At 71.7% G+C, this 21,851-nt stretch carries 18 protein-coding genes and 1 riboswitch; of the genes, 12 read left to right on the top strand and 6 right to left on the bottom strand.

The features are described from left to right. The first annotated feature begins 72 nt into the window (after positions 1 to 72). On the top strand, positions 73 to 825 hold the full coding sequence (locus ACWDEW_RS42910; RefSeq protein WP_450520892.1) for a nucleopolyhedrovirus P10 family protein: 753 nt from the start codon (positions 73 to 75) through the stop codon (positions 823 to 825). A 48-nt stretch (positions 826 to 873) separates the two neighbouring features. Here ACWDEW_RS42910 and ACWDEW_RS42905 read toward each other — a convergent pair whose 3' ends face one another. The 3 genes from ACWDEW_RS42905 to ACWDEW_RS42895 all read right to left on the bottom strand — a co-directional run bounded on the left by ACWDEW_RS42905 (position 874) and on the right by ACWDEW_RS42895 (position 3,971). Beyond that, positions 874 to 1,686, bottom strand: a complete 813-nt coding sequence (locus ACWDEW_RS42905) for an enoyl-CoA hydratase/isomerase family protein (protein WP_450520890.1) — start codon at positions 1,684 to 1,686, stop codon at positions 874 to 876. 117 nt (positions 1,687 to 1,803) lie between these two features. Beyond that, positions 1,804 to 2,022, bottom strand: a complete 219-nt coding sequence (locus ACWDEW_RS42900; protein ID WP_019060653.1) for a helix-turn-helix domain-containing protein — start codon at positions 2,020 to 2,022, stop codon at positions 1,804 to 1,806. A gap of 350 nt (positions 2,023 to 2,372) precedes the next feature. Next, positions 2,373 to 3,971: an ABC-F family ATP-binding cassette domain-containing protein gene (locus ACWDEW_RS42895; RefSeq protein ID WP_450520888.1), complete on the bottom strand. Its 1,599-nt coding sequence runs from the start codon at positions 3,969 to 3,971 to the stop codon at positions 2,373 to 2,375. Positions 3,972 to 4,335: 364 nt separating this feature from the next. Here ACWDEW_RS42895 and ypfJ point away from each other — a divergent pair, with 364 nt between their 5' ends. Together ypfJ and ACWDEW_RS42885 are read left to right on the top strand one after the other, a co-directional pair. After that, the gene (ypfJ, locus tag ACWDEW_RS42890; RefSeq protein WP_450520886.1) at positions 4,336 to 5,226 is read left to right on the top strand and encodes a KPN_02809 family neutral zinc metallopeptidase; all 891 of its coding nucleotides are present in this window, start codon (positions 4,336 to 4,338) and stop codon (positions 5,224 to 5,226) included. 132 nt (positions 5,227 to 5,358) lie between these two features. Next, positions 5,359 to 5,784, top strand: coding sequence for a VOC family protein (locus ACWDEW_RS42885; RefSeq protein WP_450520884.1), 426 nt, complete (start codon positions 5,359 to 5,361; stop codon positions 5,782 to 5,784). A 6-nt stretch (positions 5,785 to 5,790) separates the two neighbouring features. Here the strand turns inward: ACWDEW_RS42885 and ACWDEW_RS42880 are convergent, their stop codons facing one another. From ACWDEW_RS42880 to ACWDEW_RS42870, 3 genes are all read right to left on the bottom strand, one after another. Beyond that, the gene (locus ACWDEW_RS42880) at positions 5,791 to 7,194 is read right to left on the bottom strand and encodes a hypothetical protein (RefSeq protein ID WP_450520882.1); all 1,404 of its coding nucleotides are present in this window, start codon (positions 7,192 to 7,194) and stop codon (positions 5,791 to 5,793) included. 156 nt (positions 7,195 to 7,350) lie between these two features. After that, the gene (locus ACWDEW_RS42875) at positions 7,351 to 8,478 is read right to left on the bottom strand and encodes an alpha/beta hydrolase family protein (RefSeq protein ID WP_450520881.1); all 1,128 of its coding nucleotides are present in this window, start codon (positions 8,476 to 8,478) and stop codon (positions 7,351 to 7,353) included. A 200-nt stretch (positions 8,479 to 8,678) separates the two neighbouring features. Then, complete coding sequence (locus tag ACWDEW_RS42870; protein ID WP_450520879.1) at positions 8,679 to 9,410, bottom strand: class II aldolase/adducin family protein; 732 nt, start codon at positions 9,408 to 9,410, stop codon at positions 8,679 to 8,681. 196 nt (positions 9,411 to 9,606) lie between these two features. On the opposite strand from ACWDEW_RS42870, the gene ACWDEW_RS42865 reads away from it, so the two are divergent. The 9 genes from ACWDEW_RS42865 to ACWDEW_RS42825 all read left to right on the top strand — a co-directional run. After that, entirely contained in the window at positions 9,607 to 10,362 is a 756-nt protein-coding gene (locus tag ACWDEW_RS42865) for a lysozyme (protein WP_450520878.1), read from the top strand. Positions 10,363 to 10,460: 98 nt separating this feature from the next. Continuing rightward, positions 10,461 to 11,720, top strand: coding sequence for an anion permease (locus tag ACWDEW_RS42860; RefSeq protein WP_450520876.1), 1,260 nt, complete (start codon positions 10,461 to 10,463; stop codon positions 11,718 to 11,720). Between the two features lie 33 nt (positions 11,721 to 11,753). Continuing rightward, positions 11,754 to 11,975, top strand: coding sequence for a hypothetical protein (locus ACWDEW_RS42855; RefSeq protein ID WP_450520874.1), 222 nt, complete (start codon positions 11,754 to 11,756; stop codon positions 11,973 to 11,975). A 135-nt stretch (positions 11,976 to 12,110) separates the two neighbouring features. Beyond that, positions 12,111 to 12,250, top strand: a riboswitch (cobalamin riboswitch). A gap of 101 nt (positions 12,251 to 12,351) precedes the next feature. Next, positions 12,352 to 13,293: a cobalamin biosynthesis protein gene (locus tag ACWDEW_RS42850; RefSeq protein ID WP_450520872.1), complete on the top strand. Its 942-nt coding sequence runs from the start codon at positions 12,352 to 12,354 to the stop codon at positions 13,291 to 13,293. Next, entirely contained in the window at positions 13,290 to 14,801 is a 1,512-nt protein-coding gene (locus ACWDEW_RS42845) for a cobyric acid synthase (RefSeq protein ID WP_450520870.1), read from the top strand. The genes ACWDEW_RS42850 and ACWDEW_RS42845 overlap by 4 nt, the downstream gene beginning before the upstream one ends. After that, entirely contained in the window at positions 14,798 to 18,451 is a 3,654-nt protein-coding gene (gene cobN, locus ACWDEW_RS42840; protein WP_450520868.1) for a cobaltochelatase subunit CobN, read from the top strand. Before ACWDEW_RS42845 ends, cobN begins: the two co-directional genes overlap by 4 nt. Beyond that, on the top strand, positions 18,448 to 20,457 hold the full coding sequence (locus ACWDEW_RS42835; RefSeq protein ID WP_450520866.1) for a putative cobaltochelatase: 2,010 nt from the start codon (positions 18,448 to 18,450) through the stop codon (positions 20,455 to 20,457). The genes cobN and ACWDEW_RS42835 overlap by 4 nt, the downstream gene beginning before the upstream one ends. Further along, positions 20,457 to 21,056: a cob(I)yrinic acid a,c-diamide adenosyltransferase gene (gene cobO / locus ACWDEW_RS42830; protein WP_450520864.1), complete on the top strand. Its 600-nt coding sequence runs from the start codon at positions 20,457 to 20,459 to the stop codon at positions 21,054 to 21,056. The genes ACWDEW_RS42835 and cobO overlap by 1 nt, the downstream gene beginning before the upstream one ends. Beyond that, a partial coding sequence (locus ACWDEW_RS42825; protein WP_450520863.1) for a cobyrinate a,c-diamide synthase occupies positions 21,056 to 21,851 on the top strand: 796 nt, incomplete at its 3' end. The genes cobO and ACWDEW_RS42825, both read left to right, overlap by 1 nt.

Raw genomic sequence — 21,851 nt, 5'->3', positions numbered from 1 at the left:
TCGGTCGTCGTCCTTCGACCACGGTAAGTGCGGTTCCATTCTCCCGCGCCGGGGATGCGGCAGGCTGGAGCAATGACGGCGGATTCATGGACGCGAGCAGTACGGCAGCAACTGGGGCTCGGCAGGCTGCTGCCCCTGGGTGACAGGCGGGACGGCGCGTGGATCGCGGAGCGGGCGGCCGAGGCCGTACTGCGGGGCGTGGCGCGGCACGTCCAGGGCGTGGGGCTGGGCGCGCTGCGTATCGCGCTCGCCGATCCGGAGGACGCTCAGGAGCCCGCCGTACCGCCACCGCCGGGAGCCCTGCCGCCGGGTCCGCTGCGAATCACGGCCGACTTCGCGGCCGTGGCGACCGAGCCCCTTCCGGCGACCGCGTCCCGGCTGCGCACGGCCCTGGCGACGGCCGCTGTGGAGCGGCTCGGGCTGGTGGTGACGGAGGTTGATCTACAGGTGACAGCCCTGCTGGACCATATGGACGACGTTGATCGTGTGGACGATATGGATCACCCCGCCGCCGACGTTGACCATGTTGATGACCTTGGCCAGATGGTCAATGTTGACGACGGCGGCGAGTCCCTGATCATCGCGGCCGCGCTGGGCGTCCCGGGCGTGGCCCGGCTGACGGGTGCGCTGGGCGGGCTGGGGCGGGCGGTGCACATCGAGGAACGGCGGGACGAAGGTGCGCTGCCGCGGCTGCACGCGCGCGTGGAGGTCGCCGTGCGCGCGGACCACCGGGCCGTGCAGGTGGCCCGGGAGGTCCGCGCGAGGGTCGGCGAGGTACTGCCCGGTCACCCGACCGTGGCGGTGCTCGTCACCAGGATCGAATGAACGACCACCGGCCGAACCACGATCGGTCCAACCACGATCTGCCGCCGCCTATTCGCCGACGCCTGCGAGGTCCCGCAGCCGTCGGGCCTGGGCGGCGCGCTCGGCGGCGCGCTGGTCGTCGTACGTACGCCCCTGGACGCCCTGGAGCAGCGCCTTGGTCTCGATGACGGCGTCGCGCGGCGCGGCCAGCAGGGCCGTCGCCAGGTCGCGTACGGCGTCCTCGACCTGGTCGGCGGGAACGGCGATGTTGGCCAGGCCGGTGCTCACCGCTTCCTCGGCCGCGACGAAGCGCCCGGTCGCGCAGATCTCCAGCGCGCGGGCGTAGCCGACGAGTCCCACCAGGGGGTGAGTGCCGGTCAGGTCGGGCACCAGTCCGAGGCTGGTCTCGCGCATGGCGAACTGCACGTCGTCGGAGACGACGCGCAGGTCACAGGCGAGGGCGAGTTGGAAGCCGGCCCCGATGGCATGCCCCTGTACGGCGGCGATGGACACGATGTCGCTCCGTCGCCACCAGGTGAATCCCGCCTGGTACCCGGCGATGGCCTCGTCCAGCACGGCGTCGCTGCTGTGCGCGAGGTCGATGAACGACGGTTCGCCGTCGAAGCCCTCGGGCGTGAACGCCTGCCGGTCGAGTCCGGCCGAGAAGGACTTGCCCTCGGCACGCAGCACCACGACACGGACGGAGCCCGGCAGCAACCGCCCGGCCTCCGCCAACGCCCGCCACAGAGCGGGACTTTGGGCGTTGCGCTTGGCCGGGTTGGTCAGCGTCACCGTGGCGATCGCGTCGTCGACGGTGAGCCGTACGCCGTCCTTGTCGAGTACGGGACCGAGGTCCTTGTCGTCCTTTTCGGGCGAAGCCATGGGGCGCCTCCGATGTGTGCGGTCAACAGAGCAGAGCTAAGTGACTGCACAGTAACCACCCGGCCGGTCAGTCGTCCGACCGGGTGGCCACCGTCGAAGCCGTTGAGCCGCTCGGGGTCAGGCCGAAGCCTTCTTGCCCCGGGTCGCCCCGCCACGCCCACGGAGCGTGACGCCCGACTCACTGAGCATCCGGTGGACGAAGCCATACGAGCGGCCGGTCTCCTCGGCCAGCGCCCGGATGCTCGCACCGGAGTCGTACTTCTTCTTCAGGTCTGCCGCGAGCTTGTCGCGCGCGGCGCCGGTCACCCGGCTGCCCTTCTTCAGAGTCTCGGCCACCCGTGCCTCCTCATGGGAAGTGCGCTCTTGGTCTCCTCATGATCACCCCTCCAAGCGTTCATGGCCACCCATTCGGCAAGGTCCGTAAGACAAGGTTTTGACGACAGGAGCGCGTCCCCACAAGTGGAATGTGGAATTCCTATCGGCCCCGTCCGTACGGCCGAACGAGTTGCTGCGCGAAATACCTGGTCAGAGACGCGGAACGGCCGAGCCCTTGTCGATAAAGGACTCGGCCGGGAAATTGATGTAGGACACACCTCGGTACGAGGAGATCTCACACAGATGGTGGATCACCGGTAGGCCGAATGATCCATACGCCGTTGATCAAGCATTCGATCAAGCCGGTTCGATCAGGCCAGGGCGACGAGATCCGCGTAGTCCGCGCCCCACAGGTCCTCGACTCCGTCCGGCAGCAGGATGATCCGCTCCGGCTGTAGAGCCTCCACGGCTCCCTCGTCGTGGGTGACGAGGACGACGGCGCCCTTGTAGGTGCTCAGTGCCCCGAGGATCTCCGCGCGGCTGGCCAGGTCGAGGTTGTTCGTCGGCTCGTCCAGGAGCAGCACGTTCGCCGCGGACACGACCAGGGTGGCGAGGGCGAGACGGGTCTTCTCGCCGCCGGAGAGGACCCCGGCGGGCTTGTCGACGTCGTCTCCGGAGAACAGGAACGAGCCGAGCGTCTTTCGGACCTCGACCAGGTCCAGGTCGGGAGCGGCGGAGCGCATGTTCTCCAGGACCGTGCGCTCCGGGTCGAGGGTCTCGTGCTCCTGCGCGTAGTAGCCGAGCTTGAGGCCGTGCCCCTTGATGACCTCGCCGGTGTCCGGCTCCTCGACACCGCCGAGGAGCTTCAGGAGGGTCGTCTTGCCGGCGCCGTTCAGGCCGAGGATGACGACGCGCGAGCCCTTGTCGATGGCCAGGTCGACGTCGGTGAAGATCTCCAGGGAGCCGTACGACTTCGACAGGCCCTCCGCCATGAGCGGGGTCTTGCCGCAGGGCGCGGGCTCCGGGAAGCGCAGCTTGGCGACCTTGTCGGAGACACGCACCGCTTCCAGCCCGGCGAGCAGCCGGTCGGCGCGCTTGGCCATGTTCTGCGCGGCGACCGTCTTGGTGGCCTTGGCGCGCATCTTGTCGGCCTGCGAGTGCAGGGCGGCGGCCTTCTTCTCCGCGTTCTGCCGCTCGCGCTTGCGGCGCTTCTCGTCGGCCTCGCGCTGCTGCTGGTAGAGCTTCCAGCCCATGTTGTAGACGTCGATCTGGGCACGGTTGGCGTCCAGGTAGAACACCTTGTTGACGACGGTCTCGACGAGGTCGGCGTCGTGGGAGATCACGATGAAGCCGCCGCGGTACGTCTTCAGGTAGTCGCGCAGCCAGACGATCGAGTCGGCGTCGAGGTGGTTCGTGGGCTCGTCGAGGAGCAGCGTGTCCGCGTCGGAGAACAGGATGCGGGCCAGCTCGATACGGCGGCGCTGACCACCGGAGAGCGTGTGCAGGGGCTGGCCGAGCACGCGGTCGGGCAGGTTCAGCGCGGCGGCGATGGTGGCGGCCTCGGCCTCGGCGGAGTAGCCGCCCTTGGTGAGGAACTCGGTCTCCTGGCGCTCGTACTGGCGCATGGCCTTGTCGCGGGTGGCGCCGCTGCCGTTGGCGATGCGCTGTTCGTTCTCCCGCATCTTGCGGATCAGGGTGTCCAGGCCGCGCGCGGAGAGGATGCGGTCGCTGGCGAGCACGTCGAGGTCGCCGGTGCGGGGGTCCTGCGGGAGGTAGCCGACCTCGCCGGAGCGGGTGACGGTGCCGCCGGCGGGCTGGCCCTCGCCGGCCAGGACCTTGGTCAGGGTGGTCTTGCCGGCGCCGTTGCGGCCGACGAGACCGATGCGGTCGCCCTTGGCGATGCGGAAGGTCGCGGACTCGATGAGGACGCGGGCGCCGGCGCGCAGCTCGATACCGGAGGCGGAGATCACGGTCAGACTCCAGAGCGGGGTCGTAGGCGGAAGGGGCGGCTGAGGACGTTCCCGCCGTCTAATGCGCGAGGAGAATGGCCATAGGCCAAGTCTAACGGGCGGGTGCAAGCGTTTTTTCGGTCTACGGCCGGTCGTTGCCCGGGGGCGCGCGGCCCCGGGTGATCCGGCCCACATGGTCCACGGCGATGAGCTGGGCGGTCCGGCCCGGTGCCCGGACACGGCCGGGCGGCGAGCGGCGCCGCGCCGTGACGAACGGCACGCGCGCGTGGCGGGCGTCGCCCGTTCGGACGCTTGCCCGGCGCCGCATCGGGGGCTGCGGGCGAGGATGGCGCCAGGGGGTCCACACGCGCGGAGAGCGGGGCCCATGCAGTTCGACGACGACGCCGATCTGGACACCTCCGAGGTGCAGGACGTGCGCGGCAGCCGGATTCCCGGTGGGCGCGCGACCGTGGGCGGTGGCCTCGCGGGGCTGATCGCACTGCTCCTGGGGCTGTTCTTCGGCGTCGGTCCCGACAACCTGGGGTTGTCGTCGGGCAGCGACTCACCTGCGGCGACCGCGTCCTCACTGGCCCAGGTGCAGTTGTCCTGCCGTACCGGACAGGACGCGAACACCAAGGAGGACTGCCGCATCGTGGCCGTGGTCAACAGCGTGCAGGACTTCTGGGCGCAGGAGTTCCGGCGGCGCGGCGGGACGTACACCCGCTCCCCCACGGTCTTCTTCGGCGGGCAGGTCGCCACCGCGTGCGGCACGGCGACCTCGGCGGTGGGGCCGTTCTACTGTCCCGGCGACCGGAAGGTCTATCTGGACCTGGGGTTCTTCGACGAGCTGCGGACGAAGTTCGGCTCCAGCGGCGGACCGTTCGCGCAGGCGTACGTCGTGGCCCACGAGTACGGGCACCACGTGCAGGACCTGATGGGCACGCTCGGCCGGGCGCAGGACGGGCGGACCGGTGCGAACAGCAACGCGGTGCGGGTGGAGCTGCAGGCGGACTGCTACGCGGGGGTGTGGGCGCATCACGCGACGACCACGAAGGACGAGTCGACCGGGCGGCCGCTGATCACCAGCCTCACGGAGGCCGACATCCGGGACGGGCTGGACGCGGCGGCGGCCGTGGGCGACGACCGGATCCAGGAGCGGTTCCAGGGCCGGGTCACGCCGGAGACCTGGACGCACGGGTCGGCGGCGCAGCGGCAGCAGTGGTTTCGCCAGGGCTACCGGACCGGGGACATGGCGCAGTGCGACACCTTCCGCTGACGGCCGGGACGCCGGTTCGCGGGGGCGTTGTCAGTGGCGGGTGCAAGACTCGTCGAAAGCGATCGAAGCGGCGGAAAGACAGCGAAAGCGCACGGCACCGGACAACACCCGATGCACAAGGGAGTGATCGGCATGGCAGGCAAGGACAGCGGGCGTCCCAGCATCTACCCGTCCCTGCTCTACACGGACGCGAAGGCCGCGATCCGGCAGCTCACGGAGGCCTTCGGCTTCACCGGACTCGCGGTGTACGAGGGCGAGGACGGCTCGGTGATGCACGCCGAGCTGGTGCAGGGAAACGGCGCGGTGATGCTCGGCTCCAAGGGCCGGGGCGGGCGTTTCGACGAGGCGATGAAGAGCGCGGGACCCGTCGGGGTGTACGTCGTCGTGGACGACGTCGACGCCCACCACCGACGGGCCGTGGAGCACGGCGCGGAGATCCTGATGCCCCCGACGGACCAGGAGTACGGATCGCGGGACTACATGGCCCGGGACATCGAGGGCAACATCTGGAGCTTCGGTACCTACGCCCCGGAGATACCGGGGACGGCAGGTGCCTGACCTCGTCTAGCTGCCCCCTGTGTGCACCTGGAAGGCGGCCCGGCGCACGGCCTTGGCGAGCGCCGGGTCGGGGTGGGCGGCGGCGAGCGCGACCAGGACCTGCACGGTGCGCGGGTGTCCTACGGCGCGGACCTCGTCGAGAAGCATGGGGACGGTCGGCTGGATTGCGGACTCCAGGTGGCGCACGAGCAGCGGGGCCTCCCCGTGGTCGGCGACCGCGGCGGCGGTGTCGACCCACATCCAGGTGGCCTCCTCGCGGGTGAGGACCTCATGGGCGTCCTCCGGGTCGATCCCGTCGTGCTCCGCGAGCCACAGCAGGGCGTACGGCCGCAGCGTCGCCTCCTCCACCGCCGCGCGGACGTCGGGCTCGGCGGGGGCGCCGACTACACGGAGCGCCTCGAAGGCGAGGCCTCGGAGGAGGGCGTCCTCGCCGCGGGCGGCGTCGATGAGCTGGCCGACCGCGCTGCCCACGGTGCGGGCGGCGAGCCAGGCGCGGTATTCGGCGCGGGCGGCGTTCGGGCGGAGTTGGGAGCAGCCGCGGAGCATGTCCTCGGCGGACTGCTCGATGTTCCCGGCGGGGCTCTGCGCGGCGACGCAGATCTGCTCCAGCTTGACCCAGACCGCCCAGCTGCCGAGCGGGGTGAGGGTGGCCTGGCCGTCGCCGTAGGTCAGAGCGCCGACGGAGGCGAGGGCGTGCAGGGCCCAGTCGAGGAGGGCGTCGAGAGGGGTGTCGCCGTCGGCCGGGGGCTGCTGGACCGGGTCGGGCTGCGGGCCGTAGGGGATCTCGCAGCGTTCGGTGCGCAGTTCGGTGACGCGCTGGCCGAGGAGGTCGAGGAGCTGGGCGACGGGGACGGGCCCGGCGGACAGCTGGAGGAAGGAGAGCACCTGAGGCATGGCCGAGACGACCTCGGCGATGGCGGAGGGCTCGTACTCCCGGGGTTCCGGGTGGGCGAGCGACCAGGCGTCGAAGAGCGCGACCCAGCCGCGCAGTACGGCGCTGTCGTCACGGTCCCAGGCGCGCAGCCGCCAGCCGGGGCGGGCGCTGTCACCGTGCACTTCGACCAGGCCGGCGAGGCGGGCGGTGTCCCAGTCGGCGCGGACCTGAGCCGGGGTCAGGCCAAGCTCCTCGGCCGCGAGTTCGGCGGTCGCCTCGGAGAGGGTGCCTTTGCCGTCGGGGCTCGCGCCGTCACGGCCGGGGCGTAGTGCGGCGTCGGCCCAGTGGGCGACGCGGGCCGCGCCGGCCAGGCCGGAGCGTGCCATTCTGGCCAGTTCCGCGGGGGCCGGTGTGCCCTCCGGAGGACGGGGTGCGGGGCGGCGCGAGCGCCGCTGGTTCATCGCTCGGGGGGCGGCGGCCAGGGGTCGCGGGCGGACGAGTCGAAGCCTGGAGTCGCGCGGGATACGGGACGTCACGGGTGCAGTCTTCCGGTTGACGGTCCGAAAACCCAAACGGAATGTCACCGCGGGCGACGGGGAGGGCCACGGCAGGGGGTGCCGCTGGCTGCTGGGGACCAGGTTCAGGCCAGTGGTACAGGGCTAAACGGAAGGTCGGAGGGGGGTGGGCCGGGACTACATGAGCGGAGTCAGGAAGCGGCGCAGGATCTCCTCGTAGGCGGCCGGGTCGGCGTTCCACATGGCGCCGTGCGGGGCCCGGGCGACCGGCTGGAGGGTGATCAGGTCGGGGCGCCGGGCGGCGAAGCGGCGGGAGAAGGACCAGGGGGCGACGGTGTCGTCGGGGCCGTGGAAGATCAGGGTCGGGACCTTGAGCCGGGCGGGGTCGGCGGCCTCGGCGATGCGGTCGCCGTGCAGACCGGTGCGGCCCTGGGCGGCGCGGACCGCGAGCGGCAGCAGCGCGCCCGGGGTGTGCCGGGCGGTGGCGAGGGCGCGCAGCGTCGTCTCCCAGTCCAGCACCGGGGAGTCAAGCACCAGGCCGGAGACGCGGTCGCGCATCCCGGAGTGGGCGGCGGCGCGCAGCGCCATGGTGGCGCCGGTGGACCAGCCGTAGAGGACGACGTGCTCGGCGCCGTAGCGCACGGCGTAGCGGATCGCGGCGTCCAGGTCGCGCCACTCGGTCTCGCCGAGGTGGCCGAGGCCGTCGGGGTTGCGGGGTGCGCCGAGGTCGCCGCGGTAGGAGGGGGCGAGGACCGGGAAGCGGTTGCGGTGCAGGAACTCCATGACGTTCAGGGCGAGTTCGCGAGTGGTGGCCAGGCCGTGCACCGCGATCACCCAGGTGCTGCGCGCTCCGGGGACGAACCACGCGGGCAGGGAGCCGAGTTCGCCGGGGATGTCGATGTCGGCGTGGTCGAGGCCGAGGGCGGCGCTCGGGTTGCCGATGTGGACGTTGGGGGTGAGCCACACCTTGTCGCGGGGGTGCAGGGTGCCGTGGGTGACGCGTTCGAGGCGGCGTACGACGGTGTCGGCGGAGTTGGCTGCGGTGTCGATCACGGGGCCGACGACCGCGTGGGAGCCGTCACCGGCGAGGCCGTAGGTGCCGGGGCGCAGGGAGGCCAGGTCCCGGGTGAGGGTGATCTGGCCGGCTGCGGTGGCGTGCACCGTGAGCCGGGGTTCGGTCGGCAGGGGGCGGCCGGGCGGTGCCTTCAGCGCGGCGTCGCTGGCGTACCGGCCGGCGGCGACGCCCACCGCACCGGCCGCGAGGGCCACGGAGACGGCCGCGGCCGTCGCTTTGACTGTGCGCACGGCTCCAGTGTCCCGGCGGACCGGGCCGGCGGCCAGCCGGAGGAGGCGCCGGACGGACACCAGCCCGGGAAGAACCGGGGCGGGGAGGGAGCAGCCCCGCCGGCCGTCCCGGTTCCGTCGGCCTCGCCGACCCCGACGACCCGTCGGCCGACCTCAGCCCCGCCATCCCCGGTCAGCGCAGCCCGCGCACCCCGCTCCCGTCACCCCCGCTGCCCGTACCCCCGCAACCGCTCCCCCGCCTCCGCCACCTGCTCCCCCGACAGCAGCGTCGGCGACAGCCCGGGCACCGACGACGCCGTCAGCCACAACCGGCACATCCACTCCAGCTGAGCCGTACGGTCGAACGCCTGGTCCAGGGAGGCGCCGTAGGCGATCGTGCCGTGGTTCTGGAGGAGGCAGGCGGAGCGGTCGGCGAGGGCTTGGAGCATGTTCTCGGCCAACTCCTCGGTGCCATATGTCGCATACGGGGCAACCCTGACCGGGCCGCCGAGGGCGCCGGACATGTAGTGGATCGACGGGAGTTCGGGGACGAGGGTCGAGACGGCCGTCGCGTGGACGGCGTGGGTGTGGACGACGGCCTGGGCGTCGGTGTTGCGGTAGACGGCGAGATGCATGGGCAGTTCGCTCGTCGGGAGCAGGGTGCCGAGGACCTGTCGGCTGTCGAGGTCGACGCCGACCGTGTCGTCGGGTGTCAGCCGGTCGTAGCGGACACCCGACGGTGTGACCAGGACGATGTCGCCGACGCGCACCGAGACGTTCCCGGAGGTGCCGACGACCAGGCCGTCGGACACCGTCCGGCGGGCCGTCACGACGAGTTCGTCCCAGGCGTCCGCCTCCTCGGGGCGCACACGTCTGCGCCACGGCTCCCCCACAGCCTGTGCGCCCTCCCCGACATCCCGTCCGCCCCGCTCGTCCCGCCGCCGCTCAGCCATGCCGCGATCCTGCCAGCCGGTTCCCCAACACGCGCTCGGGCGCGGGCACTTTAAGCCGGAAGCCACGCCTCCGAAAGAGTACATATAGCCATGTAACGCCCACTCAGGCCGCTTGGCCGGAGCCCGATCGGCGTCGACAGATCTTCCAACAGCCTCTGGGGGATTTGTCGCACACGCCGCCATTCCCGGGGGAAACATGGCCCGTGATCGCAAACCGTCCCGTCACCGCGCCCGCCTCGTAGCGGCCGCCGTCGCCGCACTCACCACAGGCGCAACCACACCCGCACTCGCCGAGATTCCGGCCGCCGCCGCGAGCCCCGCCAAGGGCCACGACGTCTCCTCGCACCAGAAGAACGTCGACTGGCCGAGCGCGAAGGCGAAAGGCGCCACCTTCGCCTACGTCAAGGCGACCGAGTCCACCACCTACGTCAGCCCCTACTTCGACCGGCAGTACAACGGCGCCCGCGCCGCCGGCATCATCCGGGGCGCGTACCACTTCGCGCTGCCGGACAAGTCGTCGGGCGGGGCCCAGGCCGCCTACTTCGTGGCGCACGGCGGCGGCTGGAAGGCGGACGGCTGGACACTGCCGCCGGCGCTCGACATCGAATACAACCCGTACGACAGGAAGCGCGGCTGCTACGGCCTGAGCAAGGCGAAGACAGTGAGCTGGATCAAAGCCTTCAGTGCCGAGGTGAAGCGGGAGACCGGCCGCCGCCCGGTGATCTACACGACCGCCCACTGGTGGAACACCTGCACGGGCGGCAGCACCGCGCTGACCTCGACACACGCGCTGTGGATCGCCCGCCACGAGTCGGCGGACGCGGGCGCGCTGCCCGCCGGCTGGTCGTACTGGACCTTCTGGCAGTACGACAACAGCGGCGGCCTGCCGGGTGATCAGAATCTCTTCAACGAGTCCTTGAGCCAACTGAAGAAGTTCGCCCGGGGTTACTAGGCCGTACAGACACTCCAGAGACCCCCTCAGTTCATCTTCCGTTCACCCAGGTTTCCTACGGTCAACGCACCAATGACTTCGAACGATTGCCTGGGTAAATGGAAAGCTTCTCGCTGATTCTCGCGATTGTGGTAGTCACCGCACTCGCGTTCGATTTCACGAACGGTTTCCACGACACCGCCAACGCGATGGCCACCACCATCTCGACCGGTGCACTCAAGCCCAAGGTCGCGGTGGCCATGTCGGCCACTCTCAACCTGGTGGGCGCTTTTCTCTCCGTGGAGGTCGCCAACACGATCTCCAAGGGGCTTGTCGACGAGAGCGGCATCCGTCCCGAGGTCATCTTCGCCGCCCTGGTCGGCGCGATCCTCTGGAACCTGGTGACCTGGCTCGTCGGCCTGCCGTCCAGTTCCTCGCACGCCCTGATGGGCGGTCTGATCGGCGCCACCATCGCCTCGGCCGGCACCGGCGCGGTCCACGGCGACGTCCTGGTCACCAAGGTGCTGCTGCCCGCGGTCGCGGCCCCGATCGTCGCGGGTGTCGCGGCGATGCTGGCCACCCGGTTCTCGTACACGCTGAGCCGGAACTCGGACGGCAAGGCCGCCGACAAGGGCTTCCGCGTCGGGCAGATCGCCTCCGCCGGGCTGGTCTCGCTGGCCCACGGCACGAACGACGCGCAGAAGACGATGGGCATCATCACCCTCGCGCTGATCGCCGGCGGTTCCATCGCCCCCGACTCGGACCCGCCCACCTGGGTCATCCTCTCCGCGGGCCTCGCCATCGCGATGGGCACCTACATCGGCGGCTGGCGCATCATCCGCACCATGGGCAAGGGCCTGACCGACCTCCGGCCGCAGCAGGGCTTCGCCGCCCAGACCAGCGCCGCCGCGGTCATCCTGGCCTCCTCGCACATCGGCTTCTCGCTCTCCACCACGCACGCCGTCTCCGGCTCCGTGATGGGTGCGGGCCTGGGCCGCAAGGGCGGGGTCGTCCGCTGGTCGACCGCCACCCGGATGTTCGTCGCCTGGGGTCTGACGCTGCCGGCCGCCGCGCTGGTCGGCGCGCTCGCCGAGTCGGTGACCGACCTCGGCGACTGGGGCACCGCGCTGGTGGCCGTCTTCCTGATCGCCTCCAGCACCGCGATCTGGCTGTTCTCCCGCCGCCAGGTGGTCGACGCCTCGAACGTCAACGAGTTCGAGGAGCCGGCCGGTGTGGTCACCGCGGCGATCGCCGCCGTCACCCCGCCCCCGTCGGTCGCCCTCTCCGAGGGCCTCACGGCGACGATCCCCTCGCCGCCCGTGACCCCGGCCCCCGTCGTGAAGTCGGACCCGGCGACCCCGCCGGCCGCCGCCGTCTGAGCCCGCGCCCCCGGTTAGAAGGAACGAATCAGCATGGACATCGACTGGGCAGCCCTCGGCTCCGTCTTCGGCGTCAGCCTCGTGGTCACCGTGGCCCTGGTGGCCGTTTTCACCCTCGGCATCACCGCCCTCTCGCGCCGCGAACGGGCCACCGCCCAGGGCGACTCCGCGGCCCTCGCCCTGACCGGCGCGTACGCCTGCTTCGCGGCCTGCGCGGCGGCGGTGGCTTACGGGATCTACATCATCGTGGCCTGACCGGCCGCCAGTTGGACCCACCGTGGGGTGCGGGACGGATCACCGTCCCGCACCCCACGTCTGTGTGCCCCTTCCGACGACCCGCGTGTGGGCATCAGCACACTCCTCCCCCGCAGGTCAACAGCAAGTTGACGCCCCTTCCAACCCCGTGGTGGACTGCCGGAGCCATGTACGGCGGCAGGAGAGGAAGCCGGTGCGAATCCGGCGCGGTCCCGCCACTGTCACCGGGGTAGACAACCCCGGGAGCCAGGAACTCTCACCGCCGGTCTCGTCGAACCAGGGCGTGGACACCCTGAGTGAGGACATATCGCCATGCTCGGCTGCCGTTCGAGGTCCCGTACCAGCGCAGTGTCCGACTCAGCGACCGGCTGAGCCGATGCGTGCCGATCGCGTCTTCGCGTACGGCGCCGCCGCCGGCCTTCTCGGCGACCACCTGCTCGGCGATCCCCGCCGCGGGCATCCGGTCGCCGCGTTCGGCCGCACCGCAGGTGCCGTGGAACAGCTGCTGTGGCGCGACCACCGAGGCTGGGGCGCCCTGCACACCGCCGTGTGCGTGGGCGGCACCGTCTCCCTGGCCGCCGTGGCGACTTCGGTCCTACGACCGTCCCGTACGGCCTCTGCCGCTCTCACCGCCGCCGCCACCTGGGCGGTCGTCGGCGGGACCTCCCTCGCGCGCGAGGCCGGGGTCGTCGCGCGGGCGCTGGAGGCCGGTGACATCGAGGCCGCGCGGGCACGGCTCCCGCACCTCTGCGGCCGGGACCCGCAGGCTCTCGACGCGGACGGTATCGCCCGGGCCGTCGTCGAGTCCGTCGCCGAGAACACCTCCGACGCGGTGGTGGGCGCCCTGGTGTGGGGCGGCATCGCGGGTGTCCCGGGCCTGCTCGGCTTCCGCGCGGTGAACACCCTGGACGCCATGGTCGGCCACAAGTCGGCCAAGTACCGCCGCTACGGCTGGGCTTCGGCCCGCCTCGACGACGTCGCCGGCTGGCCGGGCGCCCGCCTCACCGCCGCCCTCGCGACCGTAGCGGGCGGCGACCCGCGCGGAGCGGTGCGCGCCTGGCGCACCGACGCCCGCAAGCACCCGAGCCCCAACGCCGGTCCCGTGGAGGCCTCTTTCGCAGGCGCCCTCGGCGTGCGACTGGGCGGGACGCTCTCCTACGGCGGCCGGGTCGAGCACCGGCCCGTGCTGAACGGCGCCGGACGCGCCGTCGCCGTACCGGACATCGACCGTGCCGTACGGCTGTCCCGGCGCGTCGGCTGGCTCGCGCTCGGGGTCAGTGTCGCCGGGCGGCTCCTTGTGAAGGGACGGACGTCATGAGCGGCGGCGGGCTGTTGGTCGCGGGCACCACCTCGGACGCCGGCAAGAGTGTCGTCACCGCGGGGATCTGCCGGTGGCTCGTGCGGCAGGGCGTGAAGGTCGCGCCGTTCAAGGCGCAGAACATGTCCCTCAATTCGTTCGTGACGCGCGAGGGCGCCGAGATCGGCCGGGCACAGGCCATGCAGGCGCAGGCCTGCCGGATCGAGCCGACCGCGTTGATGAATCCTGTGCTGCTGAAACCAGGCGGCGACCGGACCAGCCAGGTCGTCCTCATGGGCAGGCCCGTGGGCGAGATGAGCGCGCGCGGCTATCACGGAGGACGGCAGGAGCAGTTGCTCGGCACCGTGCTGGACTGTCTCGCCGAGTTGCGGGGCACGTATGACGCGGTGATCTGCGAGGGCGCCGGGAGTCCGGCCGAGATCAATCTGCGGCGGACCGACATCGTGAACATGGGCATCGCGCGCAACGCACAGCTGCCCGTGCTCGTGGTCGGCGACATCGACCGCGGGGGCGTCTTCGCCTCCTTCTTCGGGACGGTGGCGCTGCTCAGCCCGGAGGACCAGGCCTTGGTCGCCGGGTTCCTCGTCAACAAGTTCCGGGGCGATGTGTCGCTCCTGGAGCCGGGGTTGGAGATGCTGCACGGCCTGACCGGGCGGCGGACGTACGGCGTGCTGCCGTTCCAGCACGGGCTCGGCATCGACGAGGAGGACGGGCTGCGCATCTCGCTGCGCGGGACCGTCCGCGAGTCGAACACCGCGCCGCCGGTCGGCGAGGACGTGCTGCGGGTCGCCGTCTGCGCGATCCCCCTCATGTCCAACTTCACGGACGTGGACGCGCTGGCCGCCGAACCGGGCGTCGTGGTGCGGTTCGTGGACCGGCCGGAGGAGCTGGCCGACGCCGATCTCGTCGTCATCCCCGGGACCCGGGGGACGGTGCAGGCACTGGAGTGGCTGCGGGAGCGGGGACTCGCGGACGCCCTCGTCCGCAGGGCAGCGGAGGAACGGCCGATCCTCGGCGTCTGCGGCGGCTTCCAGATCCTCGGCGAGCACATCGACGACGAGGTCGAGAGTCGGCGGGGCTCGGTCGACGGACTCGGAGTGCTCCCCCTGCGCGTGCGCTTCGCACGCGAGAAGACCCTCACCCGGCCGGTGGGCGAAGCCCTCGGCGAGCGGGTCGAGGGGTACGAGATCCATCACGGGGTCGCCCAACTCACGGGCGGAGAAGCCTTCTTGGACGGCTGCCGGGTCGGCCAGACCTGGGGCACGCACTGGCACGGCTCGCTGGAGTCGGACGGGTTCCGGCGGGCGTTCCTGCGCGAGGTGGCCGCCGCCGCGGGGCGCCGCTTCGTGCCGGCCGCCGACACCTCGTTCGCCGCGCTGCGCGAGGAACAGCTCGACCGGCTCGGCGACCTGATCGAACAGCACGCGGACACGGACGCGCTGTGGCGGCTCATCGAGTCCGGCGCGCCGCAAGGACTGCCTTTCATTCCACCGGGAGCGCCCGCATGAGCACAGTGTTGTTGTTGTCGACCGCCGACACGGATCTGCTGGCGGCGCGTGCCTCCGGCGCCGGGTACCGGATCGGCAACCCGTCCCGCGTGGACGCCACCGAGGAGCTGCCCGCGCTCCTCACGGGCGCGGACATCGCCGTCGTGCGACTGCTCGGCGGCAAGCGCGCCTGGGAGGACGGGCTCGCCGCGCTCAAGGCCTCGGGCATCCCGACCGTGCTGCTGGGCGGAGAGGCAGTCCCGGACGCGGAGTTGATGGCCGAGTCGTCGGTGCCGGCCGGTGTCGTTGCCGAGGCACTGCGCTATCTCGTCGAGGGCGGTCCCGACAACCTCACCGAACTCGCCCGCTTCCTCTCGGACACCGTGCTGCTCACGGGCGAGGGCTTCGAAGCACCGCAGAAGATGCCCGAGTTCGGCGTCCACGGCGAGCGCGCCTTCGTCGAAGGCCGGCCGACCGTCGGCGTGCTCTTCTACCGGGCCCATCACCTCTCCGGCAACACCGCGTTCGTGGACACCCTGTGCGACCAGATCGAGGCCAAGGGCTCCAACGCCCTTGCCGTGTACTGCGGTTCGCTGCGCGGTGCCGACTCCGGGCTGTACGACATCCTCGGCAGGGCGGACGCGCTGATCGCCACCGTCCTCGCCGCGGGCGGTACGCACGCCTCGCAGGCCTCGGCCGGCGGTGACGAGGAGGCCTGGGACATCGGCGCCCTCGCCGACCTCAACGTGCCTGTGCTGCAAGGACTTTGCCTTACGTCGTCCAGGGCGGCCTGGGACGAGTCCGACGCCGCCCTCTCCCCCATGGACGCGGCGATGCAGGTCGCGATCCCGGAGTTCGACGGCCGGCTGATCACCGTCCCCTTCTCGTTCAAGGAGCAGGGCCCGGACGACGTCCCGGTCTACGTCGCCGACCCCGAGCGGGCCGCGCGGGTCGCCGGAATCGCCGTACGGCACGCGAAGTTGAAGCACAAGCCGAATGCCGAGAAGCGGCTTGCGCTCGTCTTCACCGCCTACCCGACCAAGCACTCCAGGGTCGGCAACGCGGTCGGGCTGGACACTCCTGCCTCGGCGATCCGGGTGCTGGACGCGCTGCGGGACGCCGGGTACGGGGTCGACGAACACCCCGACAACGGGGACGAGTTGATCCACCGGCTCATCAACGCCGGTGGACACGACGTCGAATGGCTCACCGAGGAGCAGTTGGCCGCCGCGCCCGCGCGAGTGCCGCTCGCCGACTACCAGGCGTGGTTCGACAAGCTCGAACCGGACCTCAGGCAGGGCATGCTGGATGCGTGGGGCGAGCCGCCGGGCAGCCTCTACGTCGACGGCGACGACATCGTGCTGGCGTCCCTGCAGTTCGGGAACGTCGTCGTGATGATCCAGCCGCCGCGCGGCTTCGGCGAGAACCCGATCGCCATCTACCACGACCCGGACATGCCGCCGTCGCACCACTACATGGCCGCCTACCGCTGGCTGGACAACAGCTTCGGCGCGGACGCCATCGTGCACATGGGCAAGCACGGCACCATGGAATGGCTGCCCGGCAAGGGACTTGGGCTGAGCAGCGGCTGCGCGCCGGACGCCGTACTCGGCGAACTCCCCCTGATCTACCCGTTCATCGTCAACGACCCGGGCGAGGGCACCCAGGCCAAGCGGCGCGGGCACGCCACGGTCGTCGACCACCTCGTGCCGCCGATGGCGCGTGCCGACACGTACGGCGACCTGGCGAAGCTGGAGCAACTCCTCGACGAGTACGCCCTGGTGTCCGACCTGGACCCGACGAAGGCGCCGGCCGTGCGCGCGCAGATCTGGACGCTGGTGAAGGCGGCCGAGCTGCACCACGACCTGCATGTGGACGACCAGCCGGACGACGCGGCGTTCGACGAGTTCGTGATGCACATCGACGGCTATCTGTGCGAGATCAAGGACGTGCAGATCCGCGACGGCCTGCACATCCTCGGCGGCGGCCCGGTCGGCGAGGCGCGCGTGAACCTCGTGCTGGCCGTGCTGCGCGCCTCGCAGGTGTGGGGCGGGCAGGCCAACGCGCTGCCGGGACTGCGGGCCTCGCTGGCGGAGCATTTCGGGCTGGTGGAGAAGGAGTTGCTGGCCGAGCCGGGCGCGCCGGTGAAGGTGCCGGTGGAGCTGACGGAACTCGTCGAGGGACCGGCCCGTTCGGCGGCCGACGCGATCGACCTGCTGGAGCAGCTGTGCCGCCGGTTCGCGGAGGGCATGGAGGCCCAGGAGTGGGACGTCACCGCCGTCCCGGCGCTCGTACGTGCCGTCATCGGCGCCGAACTCCCGGGCGCCGTCGGGGTGTTGGAGTTCGCCTGCGACGAGGTGGTCCCCCGCCTCGCCCGCACCACCGACGAGATCGACCACATCCTGCTCGCGCTCGACGGCGGTTACGTCCCGGCGGGCCCCTCGGGCTCCCCGACCCGCGGTCTGGTCAACGTCCTGCCGACCGGCCGGAACTTCTACTCGGTCGACCCCAAGGCCATTCCGTCCAGGCTGAGTTGGGAGGTCGGGCAGGCGCTGGCGGACTCGCTCGTGCAGCGGTACCTCCAGGACAACGGCGAGTTCCCGAAGTCCGTCGGCCTCACGGTGTGGGGTACGTCGGCGATGCGCACCCAGGGCGACGACATCGCCGAGATCCTCGCGCTGCTGGGCTGCCGTCCGGTCTGGGACGACGCCTCGCGCCGGGTGACCGGCTTCGAGATCGTGCCCGTCACGGAGCTGGGCCGGCCGCGCATCGATGTGACGGTACGGATCTCCGGCTTCTTCCGGGACGCGTTCCCGCACGTCGTCGGGCTGATCGACGACGCGGTACGGGCCGTGGCCGACCTGCCGGAACCCCCCGAGTCCAACTACGTCCGCGCACACGCCGACGAGGACACGGCCGAGCACGGCGACCGGCGCCGCGCCACGGCCCGTATCTTCGGCTCCAAGCCGGGCGCGTACGGCGCCGGTCTGCTGCCGCTGATCGACGCGCGCAACTGGCGCAGCGACGCCGACCTCGCCGAGGTGTACGCGGTGTGGGGCGGCTACGCCTACGGGCGCGGCCTCGACGGACGGGCGGCGCGCGGGGACATGGAGACGGCGTTCAAGCGCATCGCCGTAGCCGCCAAGAACGTCGACACCCGCGAGCACGATCTCGTCGACGCCGACGACTACTTCCAGTACCACGGCGGCATGGTCGCCATGGTCCGCCACCTGACCGGCGCCTCCCCCGAGGCGTACGTCGGCGACTCCGCGACCCCGGACCAGGTGAAGACGCGCACGCTCGGCGAGGAGACGCACCGCGTCTTCCGCGCCCGCGTGGTCAACCCCCGCTGGATGGCGGCGATGCGGCGACACGGCTACAAGGGCGCCTTCGAGATGGCGGCGACCGTCGACTACCTCTTCGGCTACGACGCGACGGCCGGGGTCGTGGACGACTGGATGTACGAGAAGCTCAGCGCGGAGTACGTCTTCGACCCGGAGAACCGCGACTTCATGAAGAAGTCCAACCCCTGGGCGCTGCGCGGCATCACGGAACGGCTCCTCGAAGCCGCCGAGCGCGGCCTGTGGGCCGAGCCGGACGCGGACACGCTGGAGAGACTGCGGGCCACCTATCTGGAGCTCGAAGGCGACCTGGAGGGCGACGACCAGTGACAACTCCCTTTCCGTTCACGGCCGTTGTCGGCCAGGACGACCTGCGGCTCGCGCTGCTGCTGAACGCCGTGTCGCCGGCGGTCGGCGGTGTGCTGGTGCGCGGCGAGAAGGGCACCGCCAAGTCGACGGCCGTGCGCGCGCTCTCGGCGCTGCTGCCGGAGGTCGCCGTCGTCCCCGGCTGCCGTTTCTCCTGCGACCCCGCCGCCCCCGACCCGGCCTGCCCGGACGGACCGCACGAGACCGGACCCGGCGCCCAACGCCCGGCCCGCATGGTCGAGTTGCCGGTCGGCGCCTCCGAGGACCGGCTCGTCGGCGCGCTCGACATCGAGCGGGCACTCGCCGAGGGCGTCAAGGCCTTCGAGCCGGGCCTGCTCGCCGACGCGCACCGGGGGATCTTGTACGTCGACGAGGTCAATCTCCTTCACGACCACCTCGTGGACCTCTTGCTGGACGCCGCCGCGATGGGCGCGTCGTACGTCGAACGCGAAGGCGTCTCCGTCCGGCACGCCGCCCGCTTCCTGCTCGTCGGCACCATGAACCCCGAAGAGGGCGAACTGCGGCCCCAGTTGCTCGACCGCTTCGGCCTCACCGTGGAGGTCGCGGCCTCCCGGGAGCCCGACCAGCGGGTGGAGGTCGTCCGGCGCAGGCTCGCCTACGACGACGATCCGGCCGGTTTCACCGAGCGCTGGGCGGACGAGGAGTCCGCCGTACGGGCCCAAATCATCGCCGCGCGTGCCCTGTTGCCGTCCGTGCGGCTCGGCGACGGGGCGCTGCGGCAGATCGCGGCGACCTGTGCCGCCTTCGAGGTGGACGGGATGCGCGCCGACATCGTGATGGCACGGACCGCGACGGCGCTGGCCGCGTGGGCCGGGCGGACCGACGTGCTCGCCGAGGACGTACGGCAGGCCGCGCTGCTCGCGCTGCCGCACCGCAGGCGGCGAAATCCCTTCGACGCGCCGGGACTTGACGAGAACAAGCTCGACGACACGTTGGAGGAGTTCGCCGAGCAGGAGCAGGAGCAGACGCCCGAAGACGATGATCCGGGGCCGGACGGTCCCGACGGCCCGGGTGGCGGCGGTGGGCAGTCGCCCGAGGACGACTCGGACGGTCCTCAGGGCGGTGACACCGGTGCGCAGCCGGAGGCCGGCGAGGGCGGTCAGCCGCAGAACTCGGGCGAGCAGCAGCCCGTACGCGCCTCCGAGCCCTTCCGCACCAAGGCGTTGAGCGTGCCCGGCATCGGTGAGGGAGCCGCCGGGCGGCGTTCGCGGGCGCGGACCGAGCACGGGCGGACCACCGGGGCCCGGCGGCCCCAAGGGGCGCTCACCAAGCTGCACTTGGCGGCGACCGTGCAGGCGGCGGCACCGCATCAGCTGGCGCGGGGACGGGCCGGGCGCGGGCTCGTCGTGCGCCGGGACGATCTGCGGCAGGCGACGCGGGAGGGGCGTGAGGGCAACCTCGTGCTGTTCGTCGTGGACGCCTCCGGGTCGATGGCGGCCCGGCAGCGGATGAGCGCGGTGAAGGGAGCCGTACTGTCGCTGCTGCTCGACGCGTATCAACGGCGGGACAAGGTGGGGCTGGTGACCTTCCGGGGTTCGGCGGCCGATGTGGCGCTGCCCCCGACCTCCTCCGTGGACGCCGCCGCCGTACGGCTGGAGTCGCTGCCGACCGGTGGGCGGACGCCGCTCGCGGCCGGGCTGCTCAAGGCGCGTGACGTGCTGCGGGTGGAGCGGCTGCGGGATCCGGCGCGGCGGGCGCTGGTGGTCGTGGTGACCGACGGGCGGGCCACCGGTGGTCCCGAGCCGGTCGAGCTGGCCGGGCGGGCGGCGCGGTTGTTCGCCGCCGACGGGGTCGCCTCCGTGGTCGTGGACTGCGAGTCGGGGCCCGTACGGCTGGGCCTGGCACGGCAGTTGGCCGGCGAGCTGGACGGCACGGCGGTGACGCTCGACGAGTTGCGGGCCGACTCGATCGCCGGGCTGGTCAAGGACGTACAGAGGAGGGCCGCGTAATGCCGCAGGGGCAGCCGAGTGTCGTACCGGACGACGGGCTGACGACCCGTCAGCGCCGTAACCGGCCGTTGGTGATCGTGCACACGGGCATCGGCAAGGGCAAGTCCACCGCCGCCTTCGGGCTCGCGTTGCGGGCCTGGAACCAGGGGTGGCCGATCGGGGTGTTCCAGTTCGTCAAGTCGGCGAAGTGGAAGGTCGGCGAGGAGAACGCCCTCCGGGTGCTGGGCGCCTCCGGTGAGGGCGGGTCCGTCGACTGGCACAAGATGGGCGAGGGCTGGTCCTGGGTCCAGCGCGACTCCCAGATGGACAACGAGGAGAAGGCCCGCGAGGGCTGGGAGCAGGTCAAGCGGGACCTCGCCGCCGAGACCTACCAGCTCTACGTGCTCGACGAGTTCGCGTACCCGATGCACTGGGGCTGGGTCGACACGGACGAGGTCGTCGACGTGCTGCGGAACCGGCCCGGGACCCAGCATGTCGTGATCACCGGGCGGAACGCGCCCGAGAAGCTCGTCGACTTCGCCGATCTCGTGACCGACATGTCGAAGGTCAAGCACCCGATGGACGCCGGTCAGAAGGGCCAGCGGGGTATCGAGTGGTGATGTCTTCCGTGCCTCGGCTGGTCATTGCCGCGCCCTCCTCGGGCAGCGGCAAGACCACCGTCGCCACGGGGCTGATGGCCGCGTTCGCCGCGCGGGGGCTCGCCGTGTCCCCGCACAAGGTCGGACCGGACTACATCGACCCCGGGTACCACGCGCTCGCCACCGGGCGGGTGGGGCGGAACCTCGACGCGTACCTGTGCGGGCCGGAGTTGATCGGTCCGCTGTTCGCGCACGGGGCGCGCGGGTGTGAACTCGCCGTCGTCGAGGGCGTGATGGGTATGTACGACGGGGCCGCGGGCGAAGGGGAGTTGGCGTCCACGGCCCATGTGGCGAAGCTGCTGCGGGCACCGGTCGTCCTCGTCGTCGACGCGTCCTCGCAGTCCCGGTCCGTCGCCGCGCTGGTGCACGGGTTCGCGTCCTGGGATCCCGAGGTGCGGGTCGGGGGCGTGATCCTCAACAAGGTGGCGTCGGACCGGCACGAGGCGCTGCTGCGGGAGGCGTTGGACTCCGCGGGGGTGCCGGTGCTGGGTGTGCTGCGGCGGGCGCCGCAGGTGGATACGCCGTCGCGGCATCTGGGGTTGGTGCCGGTTGCCGAGCGGCGGGCTGCGGCGGTGGATGCGGTCGCGGCGATGGGGGCGCAGGTGTCCGCGGGGTGTGATCTTGAGGGGTTGATGGCGCTGGCGCGTAGTGCCAGTGCGTTGTCCTGTGCGGCTTGGGATGCGGCTGAGGCTCTGGCTCCTTCGCCCCCGCCGCCCCTACCCGTCCCGTCCCCGGGGGCTGCGCCCCCGGACCCCC

The sequence above is a fragment of the Streptomyces sp. NPDC001100 genome (assembly GCF_053598575.1).
This window is presented reverse-complemented; position numbering and strand designations above follow the sequence as displayed.